The following is a 24677-nucleotide window of genomic DNA, read 5'->3' on the forward strand; positions in this document are numbered from 1 at the left end:
ATTAGGATGCCCTTGTGTCGACCCTGTCTGTGATCATCCCGACCCGTGCCCTGGGGCCACACCTGGATCAGCTCCTCGCGAGCTGTCGCGATTGCCTGCCGGACGCGGAACGGATCCTGGTCGTGGCCGACCTGGGTTCCGCCCAGATCGAACGTGAAATGGATGCCACGCGGTGGCTCGATGGACAGACCCGCATCCTTTATGGCCCACCGGGACGCGGGCCGCAGTGCAATCTCGGTGCGCGGGCCGCGCGCGGCGATCTGCTGTTCTTTCTCCATGACGATAGCCGTTTGCCGATCGACGCCTGGACCCTGATCGAACGGCTGTTCGTCGAGCATGGCGTCCATCTGGCCTGTTTCCGTCTGCGCTTTGACGACCCTCACTGGCTGCTTGCGGTCTACGGGTGGTTTTCGCGGTTCGACTCGTTGCTGACGAGCTTCGGTGATCAGGGGATCCTGGTTCGCCGGAGCCTGTTCGACGCGCTCGGCGGTTTTCCCGACTGGCCGTTGTTCGAGGATGTCGACTTCCTGCGCCGGGCGCGCCGCGCGACCTCGATTCGCAAGCTCCCCGCGACCATCACGACCTCGGCGGCGCGGTATCTCGCTCGTGGTCGGGTGCGCCAGCAGCTCTTCAATGGCTGGCTGATCCTGCTCTATCTGCTCGGGACCGCGCCGGGTCGTCTTGCCGCCGCCTACGAGAGGCGTCGATGACGATCGATCTGTGGATCGGGCTCCTGGTGCTGATGGTCCTATTCGCGTTGGAAGGCTTGATTCCTTTCTATGCACCAGGTCCGGGACGTCTGGCCCACGCGGGTCGCAACCTGACGCTGGCGCTCGCGAGCGGCGTGGTCGGCGCCTTGCTCGCCCCTTTGGTGGTGCTCGCAACCGAGGTGGCCCGTCAGCAAGGCTGGGGGCTGCTTCATAGCATCGCGTGGCCGGGTCCGGCGGGGCTGATCGTCGGGGTCCTGCTCTTCGATCTCTGGATGTACTGGTGGCATCGCGCGAACCATGAGATCCGGCTCCTGTGGCGCTTGCACCGTGTCCATCACACGGATCCGCACATGGATTCGACGACGGCCTTGCGCTTCCACCCGGGCGAGATCCTGTTGTCGACACTGCTCAATTGCCTGGTGATCCTGGCCTTGGGGCTCGGCCTCGAAGGGCTTATCCTCTATCAGTCCTCGATGATCGCCGTGATCCTGTTCCACCATAGCAACCTGCGGCTGCCAGCCAGGATCGACCGCCTGTTGCGGCTCGTCATCGTGCCGCCGTCGATGCATCGTGTCCATCATTCGCAGATCCCGACCGAGACGAACTCGAATTACGGAACCCTGCTGTCGCTGTGGGACCGGCTCTTCGGGACCTTCCGCCTGCGCGAGGACCTCGCGCAGATCCGTTTCGGTATCGGCCGCTACGGCGAACCCGAGTGGCAGAGGCCGCGGCGATTGCTGATGCTGCCCTTTCGCGAGTAAACCAACATGACGACGGATCCGATCAAGGGTTTGCTGTTCGTCTACAACGCCGACAGCGGCCTGTTCAACACCCTCGCCGACATCGGCCACAAGATGTTTTCACCGCAGACCTATTCGTGTCAGTTGTGTGCGATCACGCATGGCTTGCTGACCGAAAAGGCCGCATGGCGCGAGTTCATCGGTTCGCTCGAGGTGCCGTGCGAGTTTCTGCACCGCGATGAGCTGCGTCGGCGCGAGCCGGATCTGGAAATCGACCTGCCCGCGGTGCTGCGGATCACCGACGATGGGTTGCGCGTCTGCATCGATGCGTCGACGCTGCGAGGTTGCCGCGATCTCGATGCGTTGAAGGGCAAGATCCAGCGTCTGTGTCTCGGGCGGCGTTGACCGGATGTCGATCCGTGGCATGCGCTGTCGATGACGCTCTAGGTTTGAAGGCTGGACGCATTGTACGGCCCAAGAAACCGCTCTCCATTGAAATGAATCAAATGCGATGGTGCGTCAGCGACCCATACCTCTGTTTCCCAGGCGATTTCGGGCAGGTATCGGGCCATGATCGCGCGATTCGGGAAAGCAGTCACATAGATCAGACCGGCAGTCGTCGTCCCCGCAAACAGCATGGTGAGCTCGGCGTATCGCTTGCCGTCGACCGGCCCGTGGCTGGTAACGGCCTCCACCAGCAGAAGCCAGTTCCTTGCGGTGTAGTGCAGAACCACATCAGGCATCTTGCCATGAGCATCCACCTTGCCGCCAAGCTCGGCGAGCAGGGCGGCATCGAAATAGCCCCACTTGTCGCCAGTGTCCCCGGCGTAGACCAAGACGCTGCCTGGCGCAAAGCGCGGTGCGAAGTCCTCAATGATCGCCACGATCAGTTCGCTATGCTCGCCGGGGCTGAGGGTGATTTGCTTCCCTGGTGCAATCTCGACGGGGATACGTTTTTGCTGGCGCTCTTTGGCATAGCGGGCCGCCAATGTTTCGCGTTCGGCAAGATAGCTCGACAGGTTTTTGCGCCACTTCGGCGTGCCGAAGGTACGCAGCAAAGCAAGTGCGGCCGGTTCGATTTGATAGACGGCCTTGGGACTATTCACCGCCCGATCTGGTTTGTCGGGGTTGTACAGCGCGAGACCGGCATCCACGAACTGATGCATGGTCTGCCGCCGTACCGTCTCGCGGGTGTTCGGCGCATAGTCCTTGTCATAGTGCTCCCTCGCCCAATCCATGATGGGCGTGATGCCCAAAAGCGGATTTTCGGAATGGACCCACATCTTGCCTGGCGTGAGGTTCAGCAGGGCGAGCAGGCAGAGGGCCGAACGCTCGTTTTGCTGCGCTCTCGGAAGGCCCAGGGAAGCGAGGATTTGCAGCGCGGCGGCAATATGGTCGTTCTTGTTGTTCGTCATTCGGTCAGGGTTCTTAGCTGGGCGTCGATCTCGTCTTGCGTCAAGACCCCCTGCTGCATGGCCCATGTCCCGAGCCGCACCAAGGCGCTGCGGCTCGGAAACCTCATCAGCTTCAGGTCGGTGGCGTTGACTTGGGTGTGGCCGTTGAATCGCCGGAAATGCTCGTCGACTGCGGTTGTGTTAAGGAATACGGCTAGCCCACGGGCCAAGGGCTCGGGCAAGCCGCGTTTGTTTTCGTGGAAGACGTTGAGATGGTTCTCAAAGCCCAGCATCGGCGCGGCACCGAACACGCTTGGTTCGACCACGCTGGCCACGATGCGGCGTTTTTCTTCCTTCGAGGAGAAACGCCGTACCACACAATAGAAGCCGTTCGGATAGAGCCACTTTTCAGTGTCGGGATTGTTCTCTATGGCGTTGGGCTTCTTCATGTCATCGATAGGCCAAGTGGTCCCGCTGCTGGTGAAATGGCCAGGGTAGAGTAAGGGGACCGTGTTCGACCCAGGGCGGTCACGCAGGTGGGTTTTCAGCCGGAAGTCGACAATCGGTCCGGTCGATACCTTTATACCAAGTTCGGCCAGCGTGTATCGGATCGCCCGGGATAGTTCGATAGCGTTCTTGTCGGGCGAGGTAGGCACATGGATAAACCGCTCGGGGTCGTGTGGGAATACGATCCGTTCGAACGGGTGTTCATGGCTGGTCAGATCGGCAAAGCTGTCATCGGTCGAGGTCGTAATCATGACCGGCCCTTGTTGACCGCCCCGCTCTAGGCGAATGATGATGTTCTCCTGGAGCACATCATCATCTCTGAAAGCTCTGCTGCGCGACTCGAACAGGTGCATGTGACGAATTGCCGTCCGTTCGAGGATGAAGTCGCGGAACCGGCGATAATACGGCCCATTGCAGAAGCTGCGCGGGATAATGGCAACGATCTGCCCGCCGGGTGCGGTGTGAGCTGCGGCTAGCGCAACAAAAGCGCTATAGAGATTCACCGTCTCGATGCCGACCCGGCGCAAAGCCAATCGGTGTGCAGAATGGCTGTTGATTTTCTTGTAAGGCGGGTTGAGGATCGCGTGCGTGTAGGGATCTAAGGGTCTTGAAAACAGATCGCCCGACAGTGAATCGACCGCGGCATGTATAAAATCCTCCTTATGGATATTTCCGACGAAATCGCCCCTGTGGCTGTAAGTGTCGAGCGTTTGCGATAAGTGGCTAACCAAAGTACGATCAAGCTCGAAGGCGTCCACCTCCACGCGCCGAAAGTGAAACCCGCCACCCCGCCATCGATCCAAAAAAGCCGCAGATAACGAACCGATTCCTGCCCCGGCGTCCAAGAGGCGACAAACCCCGTTCGCATCCGGGAAAAGGCTTGCCATGAATGCTGCTGTTTTTTCAGGCGTAAAGAACTGACCGAGCAGCGACTTGGTTCTTGCCTCGGTACTCTTGGAAAGTTGCAACCTCTTCTGTTCAACCGCTGATTGCATGATTGAGCCTCCTTTCTGCGCCCCATCGCCGGGTATGAACGGCTGCACATGAGCGCAGTCCGCCCCGTGCCGTTGTGCATGCTCGCCATGCACATGAGCCGATCGGGCGAAGGTCCACTCGCGGGCTAAACCGGCTCAGGGTGGCGGGCCGAAGGCCCGATCAAGGCGCCAGCTTGTGCCTTAAGATCTCGTTGACCTGTTGCGGATTCGCCTTGCCCTGGGTCTGCTTCATGACCTGACCGACGAAGAAGCCGAAGACCTTGTCCTTGCCTGCCCGGTATTGTTCGACTTGGGCTGGGTTCGCGGCGAGGATCGCGTCGATCAGGGATTCGATCGCGCCGCTGTCGGTGATCTGTTGCAGTCCCTTCGCGGCGATGATCGCATCGGCATCGCCCTCGCGGCGCCAGATGGCCTCGAAGACCTGTTTGGCGATCTTCCCGGAGATGGTCCCGTCGCGGACACGCACGAGCAGACCGGCGAGCAGCGCCGCCGTGACCGGGCCGCTGTCGATCTCGAGGCCGGCCTTGTTGAGGGCCGCGGCCAGTTCGCCGTTGATCCAGTTGGCGGCGAGTTTCGCGTCACCGCAGGTGCCCGCGACGGCTTCGAAATAGTCCGCGAGCTCGCGGCTGGTCGTCAGAAGCCCCGCGTCGTAGCTGGACAGGCCGTGGTCGCGTTGGAAGCGGTCGCGGCGCGCGTCGGGCAGTTCCGGCAGGTCGGCGGTCGCCTCGTCGACGAAGGCTGCGTCGATGACCAATGGCAGCAGGTCCGGGTCCGGGAAATAGCGGTAATCGTTGGCCTCTTCTTTGCTGCGCATCGACCGGGTTTCGTCACGCTCGGCGTCGTACAGGCGCGTTTCCTGGACGATACGCCCGCCACCCTCGGTGATCTCGATCTGCCGCGCGGCCTCGAAGACCAGTGCGCGCTCGAGGAAGCGAAACGAATTGATGTTCTTGATCTCGGTGCGGGTGCCGAGACGCGTCTCGCCGACCGGCCGGATCGAGATATTCGCGTCGATGCGGAATGAGCCTTCCTGCATGTTGCCGTCGCTGATGCCGATCCAACGGACGATCTGATGGATCTTGCGGGCGTAGGCTGCGGCCTCGGCCGGTGAGCGCAGATCCGGTTCCGAGACGATCTCGAGCAGCGGCGTGCCGGCCCGGTTCAAATCGATCCCGGTCAGGCCGTGGAAGTCCTCATGCAGTGACTTGCCGGCGTCCTCCTCGAGGTGAGCGCGCGTGACGCCGATCGTCTTGACCGATCCGTCGCCGAGTGTGATCTCGACTTGGCCGCGGCCGACGACCGGCCGTTCGTACTGGCTGATCTGATAGCCCTTCGGCAGGTCCGGATAGAAGTAGTTCTTGCGCGCGAACACGGAAGTTCCGGCGATCTCGGCGCCGATCGCCCGGCCGAAGCGGATCGCGAGACGGACCGCCTCGCGGTTGAGGACCGGCAGCACGCCGGGCAGGCCCAGGTCGATCGCGCAGGCCTGGGTGTTGGGTGCGGCGCCAAAGGTCGTCGGCGCGCCGGAGAAGATCTTGGAGCGGGTCGCGAGCTGGGTGTGGATCTCCAGCCCGATCACGGTTTCCCATGCCATGTCGTGGATCTCGGTCATGCGTAGCCGGCCGGCGTGGCCAGGTGCCAATCGGTCTCGCGTTGCAACCGGTGGGCCAGGTTCAGCAGACGCGCCTCGTCGAAATGGTGGCCGATCAATTGAAGCCCGACCGGCAGCCCGTTCGCGGGCGCGATCGGGATCGACAGCGCCGGCAGACCGGCGAGGTTCGCGGCGATCGTATAGATGTCGTTCAGGTACATGGCCACCGGGTCGTCGAGCTTCGCGCCGAGCGGAAAGGCCGGCGACGGCGTGGTGGGGCCGGCGATCACATCGACCTGCTCGAAGGCCCGGCGGAAATCGTCTGCGATCAGGCGCCGGATCTGCTGCGCCTTCAGGTAGTAGGCGTCGTAATAGCCGGCAGAGAGCACATAGGTGCCGATCATGATGCGGCGCTTGACCTCGGCGCCGAAGCCCTCGGCGCGTGAACGCTCGTAAAGGTCGACGAGATCGCGCGGGTCGGCGCAGCGATGGCCGAAGCGCACGCCATCGTAGCGGGCCAGGTTCGACGAGCACTCGGCTGGCGCCACCACGTAGTAGACGGGTACCGACAAGGGGCTGTTCGGCAGACTGATCCGATGGAGCGTGGCGCCGAGCCGGCGGTATTCGTCGAGCGCCGTCTCGACCGCCGCGGCGACGCCGGCATCGAGCCCGGCGCCGAAGTACTCGTCGGGCAGGCCGATGCGCACGCCGGTCAGGTCGGCATCGAGGTCGGCGCCATAGTCGGGGACCGGGACCTCGGCGCTCGTCGAATCCCGCGGATCGAAGCCGCTCATCGCGGTCAGCAATGCCGCCGCGTCGGCCGCCGTGCGGGCCATCGGACCGGCCTGATCGAGGCTCGAGGCGAACGCGATCAGGCCCCAACGGGATACGCGCCCGTAGGTCGGCTTGAGCCCGGTGATGCCGCAGAAGGCGGCCGGCTGACGGATCGAGCCGCCGGTGTCGGTGCCGGTCGCGGCCGCGCACAGCCGCGCCGCGACCGCCGCTGCCGAGCCACCGGAGGAGCCGCCGGGGACCCGGTCGGTAGCCCACGGATTGCGGACCGGTCCGTAGAAGCTGGTTTCGTTCGACGAGCCCATCGCGAACTCGTCCATATTGGTCTTGCCGAGGACCACGGCACCGGCCTGCGCGAGGCGTTCGACGACGGTCGCGTCATAGGGTGCGACGAAGTTGTCGAGCATCCGCGACCCGCAGCTGGTCTTCAGCCCGTCGGTGCACAGGATGTCCTTGTGGGCGATCGGGATACCGGTCAGCGGTCCGGCGTCGCCGGCCGCGAGCCGCTGGTCGGCCCGCCGTGCCGCGTCGAGGGCCTGGTCCGCTGCGACGGTGACGAAGCAGTTGAGGCTGGCGTCGAGGCGCTCGATCCGTGCCAGGTAATGGCGGGTCAGTTCTTCGCTCGAATAACGGCGAGCGCGCAGGTCGTCGGCTAGCTCGATGAGGGTCTTGTCATGCATCGGGATCGCGTCCGTCGCGAGAGGTCTTGACTGGGTTGGGCAGCGCGGAGCGCAGTGGCTACTCGATGACCTTGGGAACTAGATACAGCCCGTCCTCGGTCAGCGGGGCCACCTTCTGGAACCGGCTGCGCTGATTGGGCTCGCATGGCTCATCGGCACGCAGCCGCTGGACCATGTCGAGCGGGTGGGCAAGCGGTGCGATGCCGGACGTGTCGACCCGGTCCATCCGAGCGACCAGGTCGAGGATACTGGTCAGTTCGGTCGCGTAGCCACGCGCGTCGTCGTCGGAGATCGCGAGCCGGGCGAGATCGGCGATCTTCGCAATGTCGGAAGGGGTCAAGGACATCTTGTGGATAGCTCGGCAAAGAAAGGCGAAAACATATCACATTCAGCGCTCACGGGGTCGACGACGGGGCTTTCGTCTTCAGCTGCGATGCTCTCGGGAACGGGCGTCCCTGACCACCGCAGCGGGTTACCCGTGGGGCAGCGCGGCGATTCCATCCCACCGCTGGTGCGGCGGTTTTGTGATGCCGTCGGCAACTTCGGCGTGTTCGGTAGCCGAGCGATCGAATACCGCCGAACGCCGATGGTAAGATCCCGACCAGTTCTCTGACCGCTGGGCCAGGGGGATTCATGCACCGCCGAGATCGTTGCACGACCAGATGAAAAGCCTGCCCAAGGGCGCCAATGCGCTGTTGACCACCTCCGGTCGCGTTCGGGTCGCGATCCGCTGGCCGATTGGACGGCTGGAGGTCGATGCCGTGTGCTTTGCGGTCACGGACGCCGGCCGCGTCCCGGGCGACGAGTGGTTTCTGTTCTACAACCAGCGCGAGGCGCCCGGCCGCGGGATCGAACTGGCGGCGAGCGGGATCCAGCAATCGGATTTCGTCGTCCATCTGGACCGACTGCCGGCAACCGTGCAGCGATGCGTGTTCGCCGCGACCCTCGACGAGGGCACCTTCCGCGCGGCGATCGGCACCAGGCTGACCGCGATGGCCGACAAGGGCGAGACGCTGGAGTACAAGCTGGTCGAGGCGGGCGATGAGCAGGCGCTGATCCTTGCCGAGATCTATCGCCATGGGACCGGGTGGCGACTGCGGGCGATCGGCCAAGGTTTTCGTGGTGGTTTGCAGCCGCTAGCCGAGCATTTCGGGGTCAAAGTCAGGGAGGCGTCGCCGGTGCCTGACCGATCGGGCGCTGCCGCGGAGGCCGAATCACCGCGGGTACCGCCCACCGGCGGTGCGGAACCGCCCGCGACGCCACCGGCCGAGGGGCCGTCTTCACCGCCGCCCGGTCCCGAGCGCCGCCGCCATGGGTCGCGGATCGGGGTGTGGGCCGCTGCTGCGGTAGTGGTGGCGCTCGCCGGTCTCCTGCTCTGGTTCCTCGTGGCACCTCTCGTCGAGCGGCTCGCCGACGATCGATCGGAGCTGCCGGAACCTTCGCAGCCGGTCACCGCCCGTTACGAGCCGCCGACCTGCGCCTGGTCCGACGACGAGGTCTTCGAGCGTTATCACGCGCTGGGCGAAAGCTATATCCAGATCCTGCAGCGCGTCGATCAGAGCAACGAACGCCTGGCCCGGGTTCGACAGGATCTGATCGGCCTCGAAGGCCGCTGCGCGGCCGATTTCCTCGACAAGAACCGGCACGAGATCGAGGCCCTCGAGCGTCTGCCGGTTGGCGGCTGGCTCGATCAGGCGCTGCGGTTGAATGTTTGTGCCGGGCTTCTGATCAAGGCGATCGAGACGGCGCTCGATGGCGAGGGGCGGCCGATCATCATCCAACGGTTGGTGCGAGAGGCCGATCGAGCGCGTAACTTGGAATCGGATCTGACCAACATCTCCCGTGATCTCGCGTATCTGCGCAACAAGACCGAACGGCTGAAGCTCGGCTACCACGAAAACCTCGAGGCCTGCTTGGAGTGACCATGACGGAAGATCGTGTTACGTCGCTTCTGATTAGGGCTCTAGCGGGCCTGTCCCTATGCGGGTGTCTCCTGGTGGCCCAGGTCTCGGCGCAAGACAGCGGATACAGTGCGAGGAACCCCAATCGCACCAACCCGACCATCGTGCTCGAGAACGAGATGTCGAACATCCGCGCGTCGAATGCCCAGCTCGATGCGCGGATCCGGACTGCGATGGAAAAGCTCGAGGAGGTCGCCCGGCTGACCTCGGAGGACGAGAAGGAGGTCGAGGTCGATTCGCTGTTCTTCACGCTGCGCGACGAGGTTTACGGTGTCCTCGATCAGCTCGATCTGAACAGCGATTTCGCCGATGCGCTGAATCGGGCCAAGGAGGGGACCATCGTGCTGAAGAGCTGGTATGAACGCCAACCTCCAGATTACCCGAACCGCGAGCAGAGCATCGCGCAGTTGGAGCGCGCGATCCAGGAGTACGACATCGTCGACGAGCAGTTGAACCAGAGCCGCACGCTGGCCCAGGAAAAGCTCTCGACGATCATGCGCCAGCATCGCGTGATCCTCCAGGAGATGAAGATCGGTAAGGTCCTGGAGGCCATTGCCGCGGCGCGCGCTGTCGTCGAGGGGCTCAACGACATCACGACCGCGATGACCGTGGTCGAGGAGAAGACCTATCAGAGCCTGAAGACCTCGGTGCCGATCTCGAACTGAACCCCTCCCGCAACCGAATCGCTGATGACCACGAGGACGATGACGATGACGAAGACGCTAACGGCGCTGCTCGCCGGGCTGTTGATCCTGACCCTTGGCGCGGCGGTCGCGCAAGGGACCCGGCAGCCGGACATGGCCAATCTGTTTCAGAAGGTCAACCGGGTGGCCTTGGAGCTTCAGACCAACTTGACTGACCTGGAGGCCAGTATCCAGGCGAGCCGGGATTCGATCGAGCAGGGGGGGCGGGTCCTCGATGGGATGCTCGCATCGGTCACCCGCGTCCAGCAAAGCATGGCCGAGGACAGCGAGATCTGGCAAGAGCTCGGGGCCCTGCTCGAGCTCTGGGAGGAGCGCCGCAAGGCGACGCTCGAACGCTCCGAGGCCAATCCGGCCTTCCTGCCGATCGCACAGGCCTGGCAGCAGCGGCTCGAAACGGCCCGCACCCTGCGCAACCAGATCAGCACCGAGCGGGCCAACGCCACCGCGCTGATGCGCGCGATCGAGGCCGACCGCGACATCGTGCTCGCCTACTACGAACTGGGGCAGGCCGACAAGGCGATCGAAGGGCTCAAGAAGGTCGGCGCGAACCTGGCCAACCTGAACCGGAACATGCAGGTGATCGTCGAGACGGCCAATGCTGCCCAGCAGACGCCGATCCCGCAATGACGAATGCGCTGCGAATCGCCGGCGGATGCGGTTCGGCCTCGTGGTTGGCCGTCGCCCTCGTTCTTGGTGGCCTTACGATCCCCGGAGTGAGTGCGGATCCGCCGGCGGTCGCGGAGCCGATGCCGTCGTCGGCGATCGCGACAACCGAATTCGACGGCATCCTCGAGACCTTGGATGGGTTGGAGCAGCGTCTGACGGACATCGCCGAGCGGGCCTTGGTCGATGCCGATGCGGCCGTTGCCGTCGAGGAACGTCGCCGTCATGAGCGCCTGTACGACGAGACGAGTCGGCGTCTCGGCGAGCTCCAGTCCGCTCGGCTCGATTTTCTCCGTGAGCTCGATCGCCTGACCGCGGCGGACCCGGAGGCCGGGGGTGGCCGCTGACCGTGAGACCGAGACCGGGGCGCCGCATGGTGTCGGGGGCGCACCCGGTCCGATCGTCCGCCCGCTGGCGGCGGCCGGGCTGCTGACGCTGGCCGGCGCCGCCACCTTCGCGCGTTTCCTCGACCCCGCCTCACTCCCGGCCACCCTGGGCCGACTCTTGGCCAACGGCTTCTGTCAGGCCATGATCGCGTTGTTCGCCGCGCTGGTTCTCTACGCGGGCTTTCAGCACCTGAGCCTGGTCCGCGATCGGCGCGCCTTGGCGGAGCGCCTGGCGCTCGCTGGTTCCTCGGCGGCGACGGACACGGGTCGTTGGCTCAGCCATCTCGTCGGCCCACCGCCGGACCCGGTGCGGGAGTTCACAGCCCTGCGCGGGCCGAGGCCGCCATCCCAAAGTTCTCGTGACGACGATGCCCAGTTCATCGCTTACCTGCTAGCGGCCCGCCATCAACAGCATCAACAGCGCTTTGCGCCGATCGGGTTCGGCGTATGGGTCCTGCCGCTGCTCGGTTTCATCGGCACCGTGGTCGGGATCGGCCAGGCCCTCGGCGGGCTAGAGCAATCGGTGATCCCGGCGACCCCCAGCGACACTGGCCTGGCCCCGTTGCTCGGCGGCCTGCGTTTCGCGTTCGACACGACCTTCGTCGGGCTGACCCTGGTGATCCCGACCATGATCGTTTTGTTGGCGCTGCGCGCGCGGGCGCAGACGCTCGACCTGGTCTATCGGCGGATCCTGCTCGGCCGTCCGGTGCACGAGGCGGATCGATGAGCCTGGATCCTTCCGCGGAGGCCGATCCCGGTCTGCCTCTGTGGCCCTTCTTCGATTTGATCGTGGCCGTCATCGGCATCCTGATCCTGGTCTTCGCGCTGCATCAGGCGGTCGAGGGGGCGCTGGGCCGCCAATTGATGATCGATGACCTGATCGTCTGTGCGCGAGATGGGACCATCTCTTATTTCGCCGCTCCCGAGGCCGAGCCGGTCGACTTCAGCGCGCGACAGGTGCCAGACCTGTTGGAGGGACTGACGGGTCAGGCCGGAGGCTCGAGAAATCTGGTCTTTGCCGTGACAGCAGACTGTTTTGACACCCGTCGTTTGTTCGAGGAGGAGCTGGCGCGGTTCAACGCGCGCCTGAATAGACCCGATGCGGAGCGCGCGGTGTTCCGTGTGGCCTTTCGCCCGCTGTCGAGCGAGCCCGGCGCGACGCAGCGCCTCCTGGGCGAATGGCGCACGACGGTGATCCGTGATGGACCCTGATGAACCGGCCAACGAGGCCCTGTTGGATCTCGCGACCAATCTGTTGGCGGTGATCCTGATCGTTACGCTCTTTTCGTTGATCTCGGTGCCGCACCGGCAGCAGGGATCGCCCCATCCGGCGGCCCGATCGATCGTCGCCGAACCCTTCGTCGAGCCGCGCCGCGACCTGTTTCCGCCCTTTTCGCGCTTCTACTTCGTCGTCGGCGACCGGGTCGTGCGCTGGGATCAGGAGGCCGTCGTGACGGCTCGGCTCGCCGAGCCGCGGCGGCTGACCGGCACCACGCACCAGGGGCGTTTCGAGTGGCTACCCGAGCCGCTAGTGACGCGCGACATCGATACCTTTCAAATGCGGTTCTTCGTCGATGCCGCCGCGGTCTCGGCGCACGAACCGCCATTCACCGAGTCGGCCGCCGCACGACTGTTGCTCGACCTGCTCGAAGGCCATGCCGTCGAGCGCACGGCGCCGGTCTTCATCGTCTATCCGGACGGCCTGGAGACCTTCGCCCGTTTCTACGACTCGCTTCGGGCTAGCGGCATTCGCTTTCGGTGGTTCACGCATCAGCCGGGCGAGCCCCTGTTCCTCGGCCGCCATCCGGCGCAATTCACGCACCATGCGATCTATTGGTGACCTGGTCGAGGTCGGCGGCGCCGATCGGCGCCGCCGCCTCTCCGGCCTCGCCGCGCTGGCGCTCGCGGCCCTGGTGCCCTGGGTCCTGTGGGGTCTTCTCAGTGCGCCCGTGAACAACGATTGTGACGGGGCGTGCGCGGCCGATGGCGACCGTGAAGCGGCGCTGGCGGCCTGGCAGCACTTCTGGTCGGATCTCGCCGAGCGCGGCGAGACGGCGCTGCATCCGGCCGCAGCGGATCCATCCTTGCGGGCCGCCGGCGACACGGCCTTCATGCGCTATCGCAACCTTTGGGGATCGATCGACCGCGACGCGCGCGAGGCGTTTCAGAACGCGGCATTGAGCTCCGATCCGGACGCCAAGGTCAGACTGCTCCACCCCTGGACAATGGCCGCCGACAAACACGTGCGGTTTCGCGCGCGCTTGGAGATCGCGCGGATCCATCTGCGCCGCCGCGATCTCGCGGCGGCCGAAGCCATGGCGCGCGAGGCGCTCGCGGTCGCGGACTTGGTACCGGCGATCGTGGCCGACGCCTATTTCGTGCTCGGCGCGGTGGCCTTCGAGGCCCGCGACCTCGATCGTGCCGAGGAGGCATTGGCCCGAGCGGTGGCGGCGGATCCAGGGTTTTGGGATGCCCGGCAGATGCATCTTGCGGTTCTGGCCGAGCAACTCGGGCAACCGCGCCAGGGCACCGCGCCCTGTCTCAACCGCACCCGTGAGATGATCGAGCACCTGGGGGCCCTGCCGGCGCTGGCCGAAGACCGAACCCAGTACCGCGACCTGGCCGACCGTTTCGCGCTGGCGTCGCCGGTGGACAATCCGGCGCTTGCGTTGCTCGCCGGGCTCGGCTACCTGTGGTCCGGCGACCTCGGGCGCGCACGCGACGCGCTGACCCGCGCCGAGGGCGCCCGTGGTCCGCTGCCGGGGCCATGCGCCGACCAGATCCGGGACCAGGCCCGTGCTTATCGCGCGACGCTCGAGTGACGGCTTTGGGAACCTTGTTTGCCTTGTCGCTGTGGATCCTGGTGCTCGGCTGGGCCGCCCGGCCGTCCGTGGCGGGCCACCCGTCGACTCCTATCCTCAGTGCGTTCACCTGGTGCGCGGTCGCAGCGCCCCTCGCCGCCTCGCCCTTCTGGCTGGCGCGGCTCAACGAATGGCAGACCGCCGAGGCGGTGACGTTAGCGGGTCCCGAGACGGCCTATTTATGTCTGTGGGCCTTGGTGCTGCGGCCGCTGCTGGTCCAACGATTCGACGGTGCCCAGCTCGTCGCGAGCGTCAGCCAGGCATTGGTGGCCGCGGCGGCCGTGGGTCTCGCCGTCGACATCGGCGATCTCGTTTTTCCGTACTGGTCACCGAGTGGCTCGCCCGGGTGGGTCGAGATGGCCGCGTTCGCGCTCCTCATCGGGATCCTGTTCGTCGGCGGGCTGGCCCTCGCGCAGCAGATCGACGCAACAGGCGGTTCCTGGGACTACCCGGCCTGGTTCGCCGGTTTCCTGGTGATCTCGCACCCGGCGGCATCCTGGTCGTCGGCTCTCGCCCTTAACCAGGGCGATGGACTCTGGGTCTTGTCCGCGTTCTACGCGCTTGCGGCAGCAATCCATGTCTGGCAAGGATCCGCGCCCTTTGGTCACCCACCGCGCCAAGGTTCGGCCTGATCGGTGGTTCGGTCGCGGCGCTTTTTCCTTGTCCAACCGTACGCGCGTTGTTAGATTAGATGGATTTCGGCGGAGGTGGGGATCCCGACGCTGGGCCGGCCGGAATCGCGGTTGGTCGGTTGCGCCTCGGTGCGTCGATCGGTTCGCTCTGGTCGCGGCCGCGATGCGAGCACGTCCTGATACACATCTCATATGCCTTCGGACCCTGGAGCCTGCGAGGCCGGCCGGTGCGCCTTGCTGTGTGCCGAAGGTGCGGCCAGGCGAGGGCGCTATCACGGTTCAATTCAGCTAAGTTGGTGACCTTTAATGTTATTCCGACGTCTTCGCGGGATCTTCTCGAATGACCTGGCCATCGATCTGGGCACGGCTAACACCTTGATCTACGCCCGCGGTCAAGGGATCGTCCTGGACGAACCCTCGGTGGTCGCGATCCGCGAGGAGCGCAAGGGTGGCGCGCGCACGGTGGCCGCGGTCGGCGAGGAGGCCAAGCGGATGCTAGGGCGCACGCCGCAGAACATCACGGCGATCCGGCCGATGAAGGATGGCGTGATCGCGGACTTCACGGTCACCGAGAAGATGCTTCAATACTTCATCCACAAGGTGCACGAGAGCCGCATGATTCGTCCGAGTCCCCGGGTGCTGATCTGCGTGCCCTGTGGCTCGACGCAGGTCGAACGGCGCGCGATCAAGGAATCGGCGGCCGGGGCCGGCGCGCGGGAGGTCTATCTGATCGAAGAGCCGATGGCCGCCGCGATCGGCGCCGGCCTGCCGGTCGACGAGGCGCGGGGCTCGATGGTGCTCGACATCGGCGGCGGGACATCCGAGGTCGCCGTGGTCTCGCTGAACGGGATCGTCTATTCGAACTCCGTGCGCATCGGTGGTGATTCGTTCGACGATTCGATCATCAGCTATGTCCGCCGACATTATGGCACCGTGATCGGCGAGGCGACCGCCGAGCGCGTCAAACACGCGATCGGTTCGGCCTTCCCGGGCAACGAGGTGCTCGAGATCGAGGTGCGCGGCCGCAATCTGGCCGAAGGGGTGCCGCGCAGCTTCACGCTGAACAGCAACGAGATCCTCGAGGCCCTTCAAGAACCCCTGCATAACATCGTCGCCGCGGTCAAGACCGCGCTCGAGCAGACGCCACCGGAATTGGGTGCCGACGTCGCCGAATGCGGCATCGTGTTGACGGGCGGGGGCGCGCTGCTCAAGGGCATCGATCGTCTGGTCGAGGAGGAGACCGGTCTGCCGGTCATCGTCGCCGAGGATCCATTGACCTGCGTGGCGCGTGGCGGCGGCAAGGCGCTCGAGATGTCCGATTCCCGTGGTCTGGATCTGCTGGCGGCCGAGTAAGTCCGTTGGTGACGACGCCATATCGCTTGTGCTGACGGGGTGACGCCATCAAGCCCCTCTTCGTCCGAGGTCCTTCGCCCGTGGTGCGGCTGGTGCTGGCCGCCTTCCTCGGGTTTGCCCTGATGGTTGCCGACCACCGTTATCAATACCTGGAGACCGTGCGCGGCTCCTTGTCGGTGCTGGTCTATCCCTTCTACTATCTGGCTAACCTGCCGGACACCCTGTTGCATCGAGTTCAAGGACGGCTGGCCGACGACGAGGTCCTGCGGCGGGATTTGGCCGCCTTGCAGCGGGAGAACCTGCTGCTGAGGGCTCGGATGCAGAGGTTCGAATCGCTCGAGGCCGAGAATCGGCGCCTGCGCGATCTGCTCGGTTCTTCGGTGCGGGTCGGTGAGCGTGTCTTGATCGCTGAACTGCTCGCGGTCGACCTGAATCCCTACCGCCACCACCTGCTGATCGACAAAGGGGCGCGGGCCGGGGTGTTCGTCGGCCAGCCGGTCGTGGATGCCCGGGCGGTGATGGGTCAGGTCGTGCGTGCCGACCCGCTGACGGCGAGGGTGCTGCTGATCACGGATGTCGAGCACTCGCTGCCGGTCGAGGTGCTGCGCAATGGGTTGCGTGCGATCGCGTCCGGCACGGGTTTGATCAATCAGCTGGAGTTGCCCCATCTGCCGAAGAACGCCGACATCCGCGTCGGCGATCTGCTGGTCACGTCGGGACTCGGGGGGCGCTTCCCGGCCGGGTACCCGGTCGCGCGGGTGGCGACCGTCGACAGCGAGCCCGGCAACGCGTTCGCGACGGTGACGGCTGAACCCCTTGCGCGGCTCGACCGGTCGCGCGAGGTCCTGTTGGTGTGGATCCCGTCCTCGAGCGAGCACGCCGCTGGCGATCCCAGCGAACACAGCCTGAACGAGGCGCCCGAGCGATGACCAAACGCACCCGTCGTGGGGGTGGGGTGATCCTCGCCACCTTGGCCGTGGCCATGATTCTGACCCTGCTGCCGATGCCGGACTGGTCGGTGCCGTACCGTCCACCCTGGATTGCGCTGACGCTGCTTTACTGGGTGTTGGCGGTGCCGGAACGGGTCGGCGTCTTCTCGGCCTTCGGGTTGGGCCTCCTGCTCGATGTGGTGTCGGCGAATCTGTTGGGTCAACAGGCGTTGTCGCTGGCCGTCATGGCCTATCTCGCCGAGGTTCTGCACCGACGAATCCGTTTGTTTCCTCCCTTGCAGCAGACCTTGTCGATCTGGATGCTGTTGCTGGTCGAACGTCTGTTGTTTCTCTGGTTGCTGGTCGCGACCGGCCAGCCGCTGCCGCCCCCCGTCTATTGGGCGGGTACCGTCACTGGCATGCTGCTGTGGCCCTGGCTATTCGTGGTGTTGCGTGATCTCCGTCGCCGTTTTCGAGTTGCCTGATCTGGCAACGGGGAGGGCTGGTGGTTGATCCAACCATCAAGGACCGCTTCTTCGAGCAACGCCTGATTGGACGACGGCTGCTGGTCGCCGCCTTGTTCGTCGTGGCGGCGCTCGCGTTGGTGGTGGTCCGGGTGGTCGATCTCCAGGTCACGAATCACGAGCACTTCTCGACCTTGTCCGAGGATAACCGGGTTCGCGTTTTGCCGTTGCCACCGACCCGCGGGTTGATCTACGACGCGAACGGCATCCTGCTTGCCGACAATTACCCGACCCATTCGCTCGAAATTGTCCTGGAAAAGGTCGGCAGCCTCGAGACGACGCTGGCCGAGCTGTCGCGGATCGTCACGATCGAAGAGGGCGACCAACGGCGTTTCGAGCGGTTGCGAAGGCAGCGTCGCCATTACGAAGGGATACCGATCCGGCTGAATCTGACCGCGCAGGAGATGGCACGTTTCGCGGTCGATGCTCACCGTTTCCCGGGTGTCGACATTCGCGCCGAACTGGTCCGTTACTATCCGCTCGGGGAACACACGGCGCATGTGCTCGGTTACGTGGGTCGCATCAATGAGACCGAATGGCAGCAGATCGACCGATCGGCCTACGCGGGGACGCACTTCATCGGCAAGAACGGGCTGGAAAAGGCCTATGAACGACAATTGCATGGCCGGGTTGGCCACCAGCAGGTCGAAGTCAATGCCCGGGGCCGCGTGCTGCGGGTCCTCGCCAGCGAGCCGCCGGTGCCAGGACAGGATCTGCACCTGTTCCTGGATATCCACTTGCAGCGACGCGCCGAGGCCGCGATCGGTGACCGGCGTGGGGCGCTGGTAGCGATCGAGCCGCGAACCGGCGGCGTGCTGGCGCTGGCTAGCACGCCCAGCTTCGACCCGAACCTGTTCGTGCAGGGGATCAGCCAAGCCGATTACAACGCGCTGATCCGCTCCCTCGACAAGCCCCTGTTCAACCGTGCCGTGCGAGGGCAATATCCGCCTGGCTCGACGATCAAGAGTTTTGTCGGTCTCGGTGGCTTGAATGCCGGCGTGACGACCTTCGAACGCGCGAAGTGGTGTCCGGGTCACTACAGCCTGCCGGGTCACAGCCATCGGTTTCGCGATTGGAAGCGCACCGGTCACGGCTCGGTCGCGATGGAGCGGGCGATCGTCGAGTCCTGCGATGTGTACTTCTACGACCTCGCGAATCAGATGGGGATCGATCGCCTATCCGCGTCGCTGATCGAGTTCGGGTTCGGGATGCGGACCGGCATCGATGTATCGGGCGAATTGCCGGGATTGGTGCCGACGCGGGATTGGAAGCGGACGACCCGGCGGCAGCCCTGGTATCCAGGTGAGACACTGATCCTCGGGATCGGCCAAGGCTATTTCCTGGCCACGCCCCTGCAGTTGGCCGTCACCACGGCGGCGATGGCGACGCGCGGGCGCTTCATCGAGCCGCGGGTCGTGCGCGCGCTCGGCGACGCCGCTGGGGCCTTATCGGCCGAGACCGGAGTCGTCGCGCGACAGATCGAGATGGCCAAGCCCCAGGATTGGGAGAAGGTGATCCGGGCGATGGTCAATGTCGTCGATGGCGGTCGTGGCACGGCCCGGCATATCCGCAGCGGCTCGTACCGGATCGCCGGGAAGACCGGCACCTCGCAGGTCTTCTCGCTCGGCCAGAACCAGGTCTACCGCGCCGACGAGATCGACGAACGGCTCAAGGACCATGCCCTGTTCGTCGCCTTCGCACCCGTGGACGACCCCCTGATCGCGGTCGCGGTCATCATCGAAAACGGTGGCGGCGGCGGCTCGGTGGCTGCGCCGGTCGCCGCCGAGGTCATCGAAGCCTATCTGGAGCGCCCGGAAGTCCTGGCCCGCGCTGGGGGACGCTATGATCGATAAGTCCTCGCTCTCATCCCGGCCGCTCGGCTTGCCCGGCGAGGCTTCGCCGGGCCTGCTTGTGCGGTGGCATCTCGATTGGCCCTTGATGGCGGGTCTGTTGCTGCTTTGCGGGCTGGGGCTGATCGTACTGTACAGCGCGGCGGAGCAGGATCTGGCCCGGGTCCAAAGCCAACTCGTGCGGCTCGGCGTGGCATTCGGGCTCATGGTGTTGGTCGCTCAAATTCCCCCGGTCCATTTCCAGCGCTGGGCCCTGGCGATGTTCGCGGCCGGGATCGTCATGCTGGTCCTGGTCTTGCTGATCGGTGACATCGGGAAAGGCGCGCAACGCTGGCTGGATCTGGGGTTCGTCCGCTTCCAACCCTCGGAACTCCTGAAACTGGCGGTGCCCATGGTACTGGCTTGGCTGTTCGCGCAGCGACCTCTGCCGCCGCGTCTGCCGTGGCTCCTGCTCGCGGCGGTGATGATCCTGGTGCCGGTCATGCTGATCGCGCGGCAACCAGACCTCGGAACGGCACTGCTGGTCGCGAGCGCTGGGCTTGTGGTGGTCTTTCTGGCTGGCTTGAGCTGGCGCCTGATCCTGGTGCTCGGTGCCGTGCTGGCCGCGCTGGCGCCGGTCCTTTGGTTCGCGATGCGGGACTATCAGCGCCAGAGAGTGCTGACCTTTCTGAACCCGGAGAACGACCCCCTCGGTGCCGGCTACCACATCATCCAGTCGCAGATCGCGATCGGGTCGGGAGGGTTGCATGGCAAGGGGTGGCTCGCCGGCACCCAATCCCACCTGGAGTTCCTGCCGGAGCGCTCGACGGACTTCATCTTTGCCGTGCTCGGCGAGGAATTCGGTCTGATGGGTATCCTCGTCGTGCTTTCGGTGTACCTGCTGGTCATCTTTCGTGGTCTGTACATCGCAAGCCAGGCCCCGAACACCTTCGGGCGTCTGCTCGCCGGCGGTTTGGTGTTGGTGTTCTTCGTTTACCTGTTCGTAAACACCGGGATGGTCGCTGGCCTTCTTCCGGTCGTCGGGGTACCCTTGCCGCTCGTCAGTTACGGGGGGACCTCGCTCGTCACCGTCATGATTGGCTTCGGGATCATCATGTCCATTCACACCCATCGAAAAAAGCTTTCCGTATAGGGCATTCGCACCTATACTGCGCGTGCCATGTCAAATTCGACGCGTGAGGACATCGCTCGGCGCTGCTTGTGGCCCATGGTCCTCGCCCTGGCGGCGATCGGGCCGCCGGTCGCGAGCACCGAGATCCCGGAAGCCTACGCGGCCGGCCGGCAAGCCTTCATTGGCGAGGTGGCCGAGCGCCATGGTTTCGACCGGGCGTCGCTGACGGATCTGCTGGATCAGGCCCGCTATGATCCGGCGATCATCGCCGCCATCACGCGGCCATTCGAGGCCCGGCCCTGGCCGGAGTATCGTGCCCTCTTCGTGACCTCGGAACGGATCGCACGCGGTGTCGAGTACTGGGCGGCGCACGAAGACTGGCTGAGGCGTGCCGAAGCGGATTATGGCGTGCCGCCTCAGATCATCGTTGCCATCATCGGCGTCGAGACCAACTACGGCGCGAACCTGGGTCGACACCGCGTCATCGACTCGTTGACGACACTGGGCTTCTCCTATCCGCCGCGCGCGGATTTTTTTCGCCGGGAACTGGAGGAGTTGCTGTTGCTCGCACGCGAGGAACGGATCGATCTGACCTCGGTCACCGGATCCTACGCGGGTGCGATGGGCAAGCCGCAGTTCATCTCCTCGAGCTACCGGGCCTACGCGATCGATTTCGATGGCGATGGCCGCCGTGATTTGTGGAATAGCGACGCCGACGCCATCGGCAGCGTGGCGAATTATCTCCATCGACATGGGTGGCGTCGCGACGCCGCGGTGGCGGTGCCGGCGCGCGTGCCGCCGGGTGGAGCCGCTCCATTGCCGCTGGCCGAAGGGGGGCCCTTGTCGCCGGCGATCCCGGCAAGTGTCCTGCGGGAGGCGGGCATCGCTTGGCACGGGCACATCGACGAGGAGGCGCCCAGCACGCTGATGCGCCTCCCCGGGGGGGTGGACGAATATTGGCTGGGGCAAGCCAACTTCTACGCCCTGACACGCTACAACCGTAGCAATCTGTATGCGATGGCCGTCGCCCAGCTGGCCGACGAGATCCGCGTCGGCCGGTTGGCTCGATGAGCCTGGTGCGCTGCCTCTCTCGCTGAGGAAAGGCGCACGACGCACGAGTTTCCATTGGTGGCTTGTTACCGCCGAAACCGACTGGGTGATCCCCAGCCGGATCCTTTCGGGCGTCGCCTGGCGCGGCACCCTGCGACAAACGGGGCAAACGGGGAAAGAGCCGGATGAGAACGAAAGCGAAGCGAAGCGAGGGGTCGATTGGTTGGGGGCGGCTGTTGTTCGCCGTTGCGCTGGTCGCACTCCTGAGTGGGTGCGTGACGACCGGTGATCCGCGTCTGGTCGAAGACTCCGGGGCGAATGCGACATTGGTCGAGCCGGAGAGGGACGAACGCGTCGCGCGTGACCGCGACGCGGAACCGCCGGCTACTGCGACGCCGCAGATTGCCGGGTCTTATGTCGTTTTCGGCAAGCGTTACGTCACCTGGGATTCGAGCGAAGGCCATGTCGAACGGGGCTTGGCGTCCTGGTACGGCCGCAAGTTCCATGGCCGTCGGACCAGCAATGGCGAACGATATGACATGTATGAGTTAACGGCGGCCCACCGTTCCCTGCCTTTGCCGACCTATGCCGAGGTCACCAACCTGAACAATGGCCGCAGTGTGTTGGTCAGGATCAACGACCGCGGCCCGTTCGTCGGCGATCGCGTCATCGATCTGTCCTACGCGGCGGCACGTGAACTGGGAATGGTCCAGGCGGGCGTGGCCAAAGTCGAGTTGCGGGCCGTCGATCCGCCGCGGCGTCAGGTTCAGGACGAGCAGTTCCTGATCGCCGAGCGGGCAACCCCGTCCAACGCCGTCGAGGCGACGGATGCCGTGGCGCTCGAAGGCCAGGTACTGGCGCAACCGGCCAGTTCGACGGTTGCATCCGTGTCCGATCCAGCGGTCGCCTCGTTGGCCGCGTCGGATAGCCGCGACGATTCGGCGGCTGGCTCGATCGGCGGGGTATCCAGCGGGCGCCTGTATGTTCAGGCGGGAACCCTCGGGAGCCGGGCGTCGGCCGAGCAGCTCCGGCGCCGTCTGCTCGATCACCTGACCGAACAGGTGCAAGTCCGCATCAGTGCGGATGCCGAGATCGCTGGGTACGCGTTGCAGATCGGGCCGTTGGCCTCGGCTGCGGAGGCCGAGGGTGTCGAGAAACAGCTCGTGGCCATGGGTGTGACCCAGACCCAGACGCGTGTCGAGTAGCGGATGCGAAACCCGCGGCGGCCGGGTAGAATCCATGGCCGAGCTCGTCCCGCTCGGTGCCCGAAACCGGTCGCGTCTGCCCATGGTGAAATCGTCGTCGATGAAACAGCGCATGCCGATTCTTGCGATTCTCGTCGGTTTTCTTATCTGGCCCGTCGTCGGGTGGGCCCAGGCCTTGGTGCCGGACCCGCCGTCGATCGGCGCCAAGAGCTACCTGGTGATGGACCACCAGACTGGCGAAATCCTCGTCGAGCACAATGCCGACGAGCGTGTGGAGCCGGCCAGCCTGACCAAGATCCTGACGGCCTACACGGTGTTTCGCGAGGTGGCGGCCGGCAAGTTGAGCCTGCACGACGAAGTACTGGTTAGCGAAAAGGCGTGGCGCACGCCGGGCTCGCGGACCTTCATCGAAGTCGGCACGCGCGTGACGATCGAAGACCTGCTGATGGGCATGATCGTCCAATCGGGCAACGATGCGAGCGTCGCGCTGGCGGAACATGTGGGCGGTAGCGAGGCCGTGTTCGCCGACTTGATGAATGCCCATGCCCGGAGGCTCGGCGCCCGGAACAGTCATTTTGCGAACGCCACCGGTTTACCGCATCCGGAGCTTTACACGACAGCCCGCGACATCGCGCTGATCACCTCCGCGTTGATCAGTGAGTTTCCCGATGACTATCTGCGATACAGCGTCCGGGAGTTTACCTTCAACAACATCAAGCAGCCGAATCGCAATCGTTTGCTCGCGCGTGACGACTCGGTCGATGGTGTAAAGACCGGCTACACCGACGCCGCCGGCTACTGCCTGGTGACCTCGGCCAGGCGTGAGGGGCGGCGCTTGGTGACAGTCGTCATGGGTTCGAAGGGGCCGGAGCAACGGGCCCAGGAGAGTCTCGCGCTGCTCAACTACGGCTTTCGTTTCTTCGAGTCGCCGCGGTTGTACGAGGGCGGTGTGGCCGTCGCGAACCTGCGGGTCTGGAAAGGGGCAACGACCGAGGTTCCCGTTGGCCCGCTCACCGATGTCCATGCCACCATTCCGCGCGGCCGCTACGAGCGCTTGGAGGCGGGCCTGATCCCGGCGCCGGTGCGTGAGGCGCCCCTCGCTCATGGCGATATTCTGGGCACCATCGTCGTGACGCTGGACGGTCATGAGATCAATCGGGTGCCGGCGGTCGCGCTGCGCGATGTCGAGCGCGGCGGATTATGGCGCCGGCTGGTCGATTCCGTGATCGATCTGGTACAGCGATGAGCGGGGCTCTATCATTGGCGTTTTTTGGGACGCCGCCATGGGGGGCTCGCTGCTGATCGTCCGATTCCTTGGCCTCAGACCCTATGTCGAGGCCTGGCAGGCCATGCGTGTCTTTACCGATACCCGTGATCGCGCGACCCCGGACGAGCTTTGGCTCCTGGAGCACCCGCCTGTGTTTACGCTGGGTCAAGCGACCCGCCCCGGCCATCTGCATGATCCCGGCGTTATCCCCGTCGTGCAGTCGGATCGTGGAGGGCAGGTGACCTACCATGGCCCGGGTCAACTGGTCGCCTATCTGCTGCTGGATCTGCGCCGCGCCGGGCTTGGCGTCAAGCGGTTGGTCCACTTGCTGGAACGGGCGGTGATCGATGTGCTGGCCGGTGAATCGATCACGGCTGCGGCCCGTCCCGATGCGCCGGGGGTCTATGTCGAGGGGGCGAAGATCGCCTCGCTGGGCTTGCGGGTTCGCGATGGCTGCTGTTACCACGGGGTGGCGCTGAATCTCGACCTGGATCTGGCGCCGTTCGAACGGATCGATCCGTGCGGTTTCCCGGCCCTCGCGGTCACCCGTCTCGTCGACCTGGGTGTGGCCCCGCCGCGGCTCGCCGAGATGGGGCGCCGATTGGCTGAGCAGATCGCGGCCTTGCTCGGTTCGGAGATGTCGTGGGCCGGATCGGAGCCGATCCCGCTACCCGATTCGAGCCATGAGGCCGATGGCCGGCCCCGGGACCCTGGCCCGCAGACCCTTCGTTGAGGCGTGCCCGGCAGGCTACCTTGAATTTCCGATTTGACT

The 24677-nt window shown here is 65.0% G+C and carries 26 protein-coding genes; 21 read left to right on the forward strand and 5 right to left on the reverse strand.

The annotated features are described in order from the left end of the window. Nucleotides 1-14: 14 nt before the first annotated feature. From ABC977_RS07615 to ABC977_RS07625, 3 genes are read left to right on the forward strand one after another with little or no spacing between them, the layout of a single operon-like run. A complete protein-coding gene (locus ABC977_RS07615) occupies nt 15-710 on the forward strand; it encodes a TIGR04283 family arsenosugar biosynthesis glycosyltransferase (RefSeq protein WP_369666657.1) in 696 nt (231 codons plus the stop codon). Then, entirely contained in the window at nt 707-1471 is a 765-nt protein-coding gene (locus tag ABC977_RS07620) for a sterol desaturase family protein (protein ID WP_369666658.1), read from the forward strand. Before ABC977_RS07615 ends, ABC977_RS07620 begins: the two co-directional genes overlap by 4 nt. A gap of 6 nt (nt 1472-1477) precedes the next feature. Then, a complete protein-coding gene (locus ABC977_RS07625) occupies nt 1478-1855 on the forward strand; it encodes a hypothetical protein (RefSeq protein ID WP_369666659.1) in 378 nt (125 codons plus the stop codon). Between the two features lie 38 nt (nt 1856-1893). Here ABC977_RS07625 and ABC977_RS07630 read toward each other — a convergent pair whose 3' ends face one another. The 5 genes from ABC977_RS07630 to gatC all read right to left on the reverse strand — a co-directional run bounded on the left by ABC977_RS07630 (nt 1894) and on the right by gatC (nt 7755). Continuing rightward, entirely contained in the window at nt 1894-2865 is a 972-nt protein-coding gene (locus ABC977_RS07630; RefSeq protein WP_369666660.1) for a BsuBI/PstI family type II restriction endonuclease, read from the reverse strand. Beyond that, the gene (locus ABC977_RS07635; protein WP_369666661.1) at nt 2862-4346 is read right to left on the reverse strand and encodes an Eco57I restriction-modification methylase domain-containing protein; all 1485 of its coding nucleotides are present in this window, start codon (nt 4344-4346) and stop codon (nt 2862-2864) included. The genes ABC977_RS07630 and ABC977_RS07635 overlap by 4 nt, the downstream gene beginning before the upstream one ends. Nucleotides 4347-4506: 160 nt before the next feature. Continuing rightward, a complete protein-coding gene (gene gatB / locus ABC977_RS07640) occupies nt 4507-5940 on the reverse strand; it encodes an Asp-tRNA(Asn)/Glu-tRNA(Gln) amidotransferase subunit GatB (protein ID WP_369666755.1) in 1434 nt (477 codons plus the stop codon). 14 nt (nt 5941-5954) lie between these two features. Beyond that, nucleotides 5955-7409: an Asp-tRNA(Asn)/Glu-tRNA(Gln) amidotransferase subunit GatA gene (gene gatA, locus ABC977_RS07645; protein ID WP_369666662.1), complete on the reverse strand. Its 1455-nt coding sequence runs from the start codon at nt 7407-7409 to the stop codon at nt 5955-5957. A gap of 58 nt (nt 7410-7467) precedes the next feature. Then, nucleotides 7468-7755, reverse strand: coding sequence for an Asp-tRNA(Asn)/Glu-tRNA(Gln) amidotransferase subunit GatC (gene gatC / locus ABC977_RS07650; RefSeq protein ID WP_369666663.1), 288 nt, complete (start codon nt 7753-7755; stop codon nt 7468-7470). A gap of 316 nt (nt 7756-8071) precedes the next feature. On the opposite strand from gatC, the gene ABC977_RS07655 reads away from it, so the two are divergent. The 18 genes from ABC977_RS07655 (at nt 8072) to lipB (ending at nt 24638) form a co-directional block, all read left to right on the forward strand. Next, nucleotides 8072-9331 (forward strand): TerD family protein, encoded by a 1260-nt coding sequence (locus ABC977_RS07655; RefSeq protein ID WP_369666664.1) that lies wholly within the window; start codon nt 8072-8074, stop codon nt 9329-9331. Between the two features lie 2 nt (nt 9332-9333). Further along, on the forward strand, nt 9334-10035 hold the full coding sequence (locus ABC977_RS07660) for a hypothetical protein (protein WP_369666665.1): 702 nt from the start codon (nt 9334-9336) through the stop codon (nt 10033-10035). Between the two features lie 45 nt (nt 10036-10080). Beyond that, nucleotides 10081-10701, forward strand: a complete 621-nt coding sequence (locus ABC977_RS07665) for a hypothetical protein (protein WP_369666666.1) — start codon at nt 10081-10083, stop codon at nt 10699-10701. An 86-nt stretch (nt 10702-10787) separates the two neighbouring features. Further along, nucleotides 10788-11084 (forward strand): hypothetical protein, encoded by a 297-nt coding sequence (locus tag ABC977_RS07670; RefSeq protein WP_369666667.1) that lies wholly within the window; start codon nt 10788-10790, stop codon nt 11082-11084. After that, complete coding sequence (locus ABC977_RS07675; RefSeq protein ID WP_369666668.1) at nt 11074-11850, forward strand: MotA/TolQ/ExbB proton channel family protein; 777 nt, start codon at nt 11074-11076, stop codon at nt 11848-11850. Before ABC977_RS07670 ends, ABC977_RS07675 begins: the two co-directional genes overlap by 11 nt. After that, nucleotides 11847-12335, forward strand: a complete 489-nt coding sequence (locus ABC977_RS07680; protein ID WP_369666669.1) for a hypothetical protein — start codon at nt 11847-11849, stop codon at nt 12333-12335. Before ABC977_RS07675 ends, ABC977_RS07680 begins: the two co-directional genes overlap by 4 nt. Then, a complete protein-coding gene (locus tag ABC977_RS07685) occupies nt 12325-12963 on the forward strand; it encodes a hypothetical protein (RefSeq protein WP_369666670.1) in 639 nt (212 codons plus the stop codon). The genes ABC977_RS07680 and ABC977_RS07685 overlap by 11 nt, the downstream gene beginning before the upstream one ends. Continuing rightward, the gene (locus ABC977_RS07690) at nt 12947-13945 is read left to right on the forward strand and encodes a tetratricopeptide repeat protein (RefSeq protein WP_369666671.1); all 999 of its coding nucleotides are present in this window, start codon (nt 12947-12949) and stop codon (nt 13943-13945) included. Before ABC977_RS07685 ends, ABC977_RS07690 begins: the two co-directional genes overlap by 17 nt. 5 nt (nt 13946-13950) lie before the next feature. Then, the gene (locus tag ABC977_RS07695) at nt 13951-14616 is read left to right on the forward strand and encodes a hypothetical protein (protein WP_369666672.1); all 666 of its coding nucleotides are present in this window, start codon (nt 13951-13953) and stop codon (nt 14614-14616) included. Nucleotides 14617-14922: 306 nt separating this feature from the next. Then, the gene (locus tag ABC977_RS07700) at nt 14923-15969 is read left to right on the forward strand and encodes a rod shape-determining protein (RefSeq protein WP_369666673.1); all 1047 of its coding nucleotides are present in this window, start codon (nt 14923-14925) and stop codon (nt 15967-15969) included. 47 nt (nt 15970-16016) lie between these two features. Further along, a complete protein-coding gene (gene mreC / locus ABC977_RS07705) occupies nt 16017-16898 on the forward strand; it encodes a rod shape-determining protein MreC (RefSeq protein ID WP_369666756.1) in 882 nt (293 codons plus the stop codon). After that, nucleotides 16895-17383, forward strand: a complete 489-nt coding sequence (mreD, locus tag ABC977_RS07710; protein ID WP_369666674.1) for a rod shape-determining protein MreD — start codon at nt 16895-16897, stop codon at nt 17381-17383. Before mreC ends, mreD begins: the two co-directional genes overlap by 4 nt. A 20-nt stretch (nt 17384-17403) precedes the next feature. Then, complete coding sequence (gene mrdA, locus ABC977_RS07715; protein ID WP_369666675.1) at nt 17404-19275, forward strand: penicillin-binding protein 2; 1872 nt, start codon at nt 17404-17406, stop codon at nt 19273-19275. Next, the gene (gene rodA, locus ABC977_RS07720; protein WP_369666676.1) at nt 19265-20404 is read left to right on the forward strand and encodes a rod shape-determining protein RodA; all 1140 of its coding nucleotides are present in this window, start codon (nt 19265-19267) and stop codon (nt 20402-20404) included. Before mrdA ends, rodA begins: the two co-directional genes overlap by 11 nt. A 27-nt stretch (nt 20405-20431) precedes the next feature. Next, entirely contained in the window at nt 20432-21454 is a 1023-nt protein-coding gene (mltB, locus tag ABC977_RS07725; protein ID WP_369666677.1) for a lytic murein transglycosylase B, read from the forward strand. A gap of 164 nt (nt 21455-21618) precedes the next feature. Beyond that, nucleotides 21619-22638, forward strand: a complete 1020-nt coding sequence (locus ABC977_RS07730) for a septal ring lytic transglycosylase RlpA family protein (protein ID WP_369666678.1) — start codon at nt 21619-21621, stop codon at nt 22636-22638. A 100-nt stretch (nt 22639-22738) separates the two neighbouring features. Then, nucleotides 22739-23884, forward strand: coding sequence for a D-alanyl-D-alanine carboxypeptidase family protein (locus ABC977_RS07735; protein ID WP_369666679.1), 1146 nt, complete (start codon nt 22739-22741; stop codon nt 23882-23884). Nucleotides 23885-23921: 37 nt separating this feature from the next. Further along, nucleotides 23922-24638, forward strand: a complete 717-nt coding sequence (gene lipB / locus ABC977_RS07740; RefSeq protein WP_369666680.1) for a lipoyl(octanoyl) transferase LipB — start codon at nt 23922-23924, stop codon at nt 24636-24638. Nucleotides 24639-24677: the final 39 nt, after the last annotated feature.

It is taken from the genome of Thioalkalicoccus limnaeus (assembly GCF_041197575.1).
Taxonomy (GTDB): Bacteria; Pseudomonadota; Gammaproteobacteria; order Chromatiales; family Chromatiaceae; genus Thioalkalicoccus; species Thioalkalicoccus limnaeus.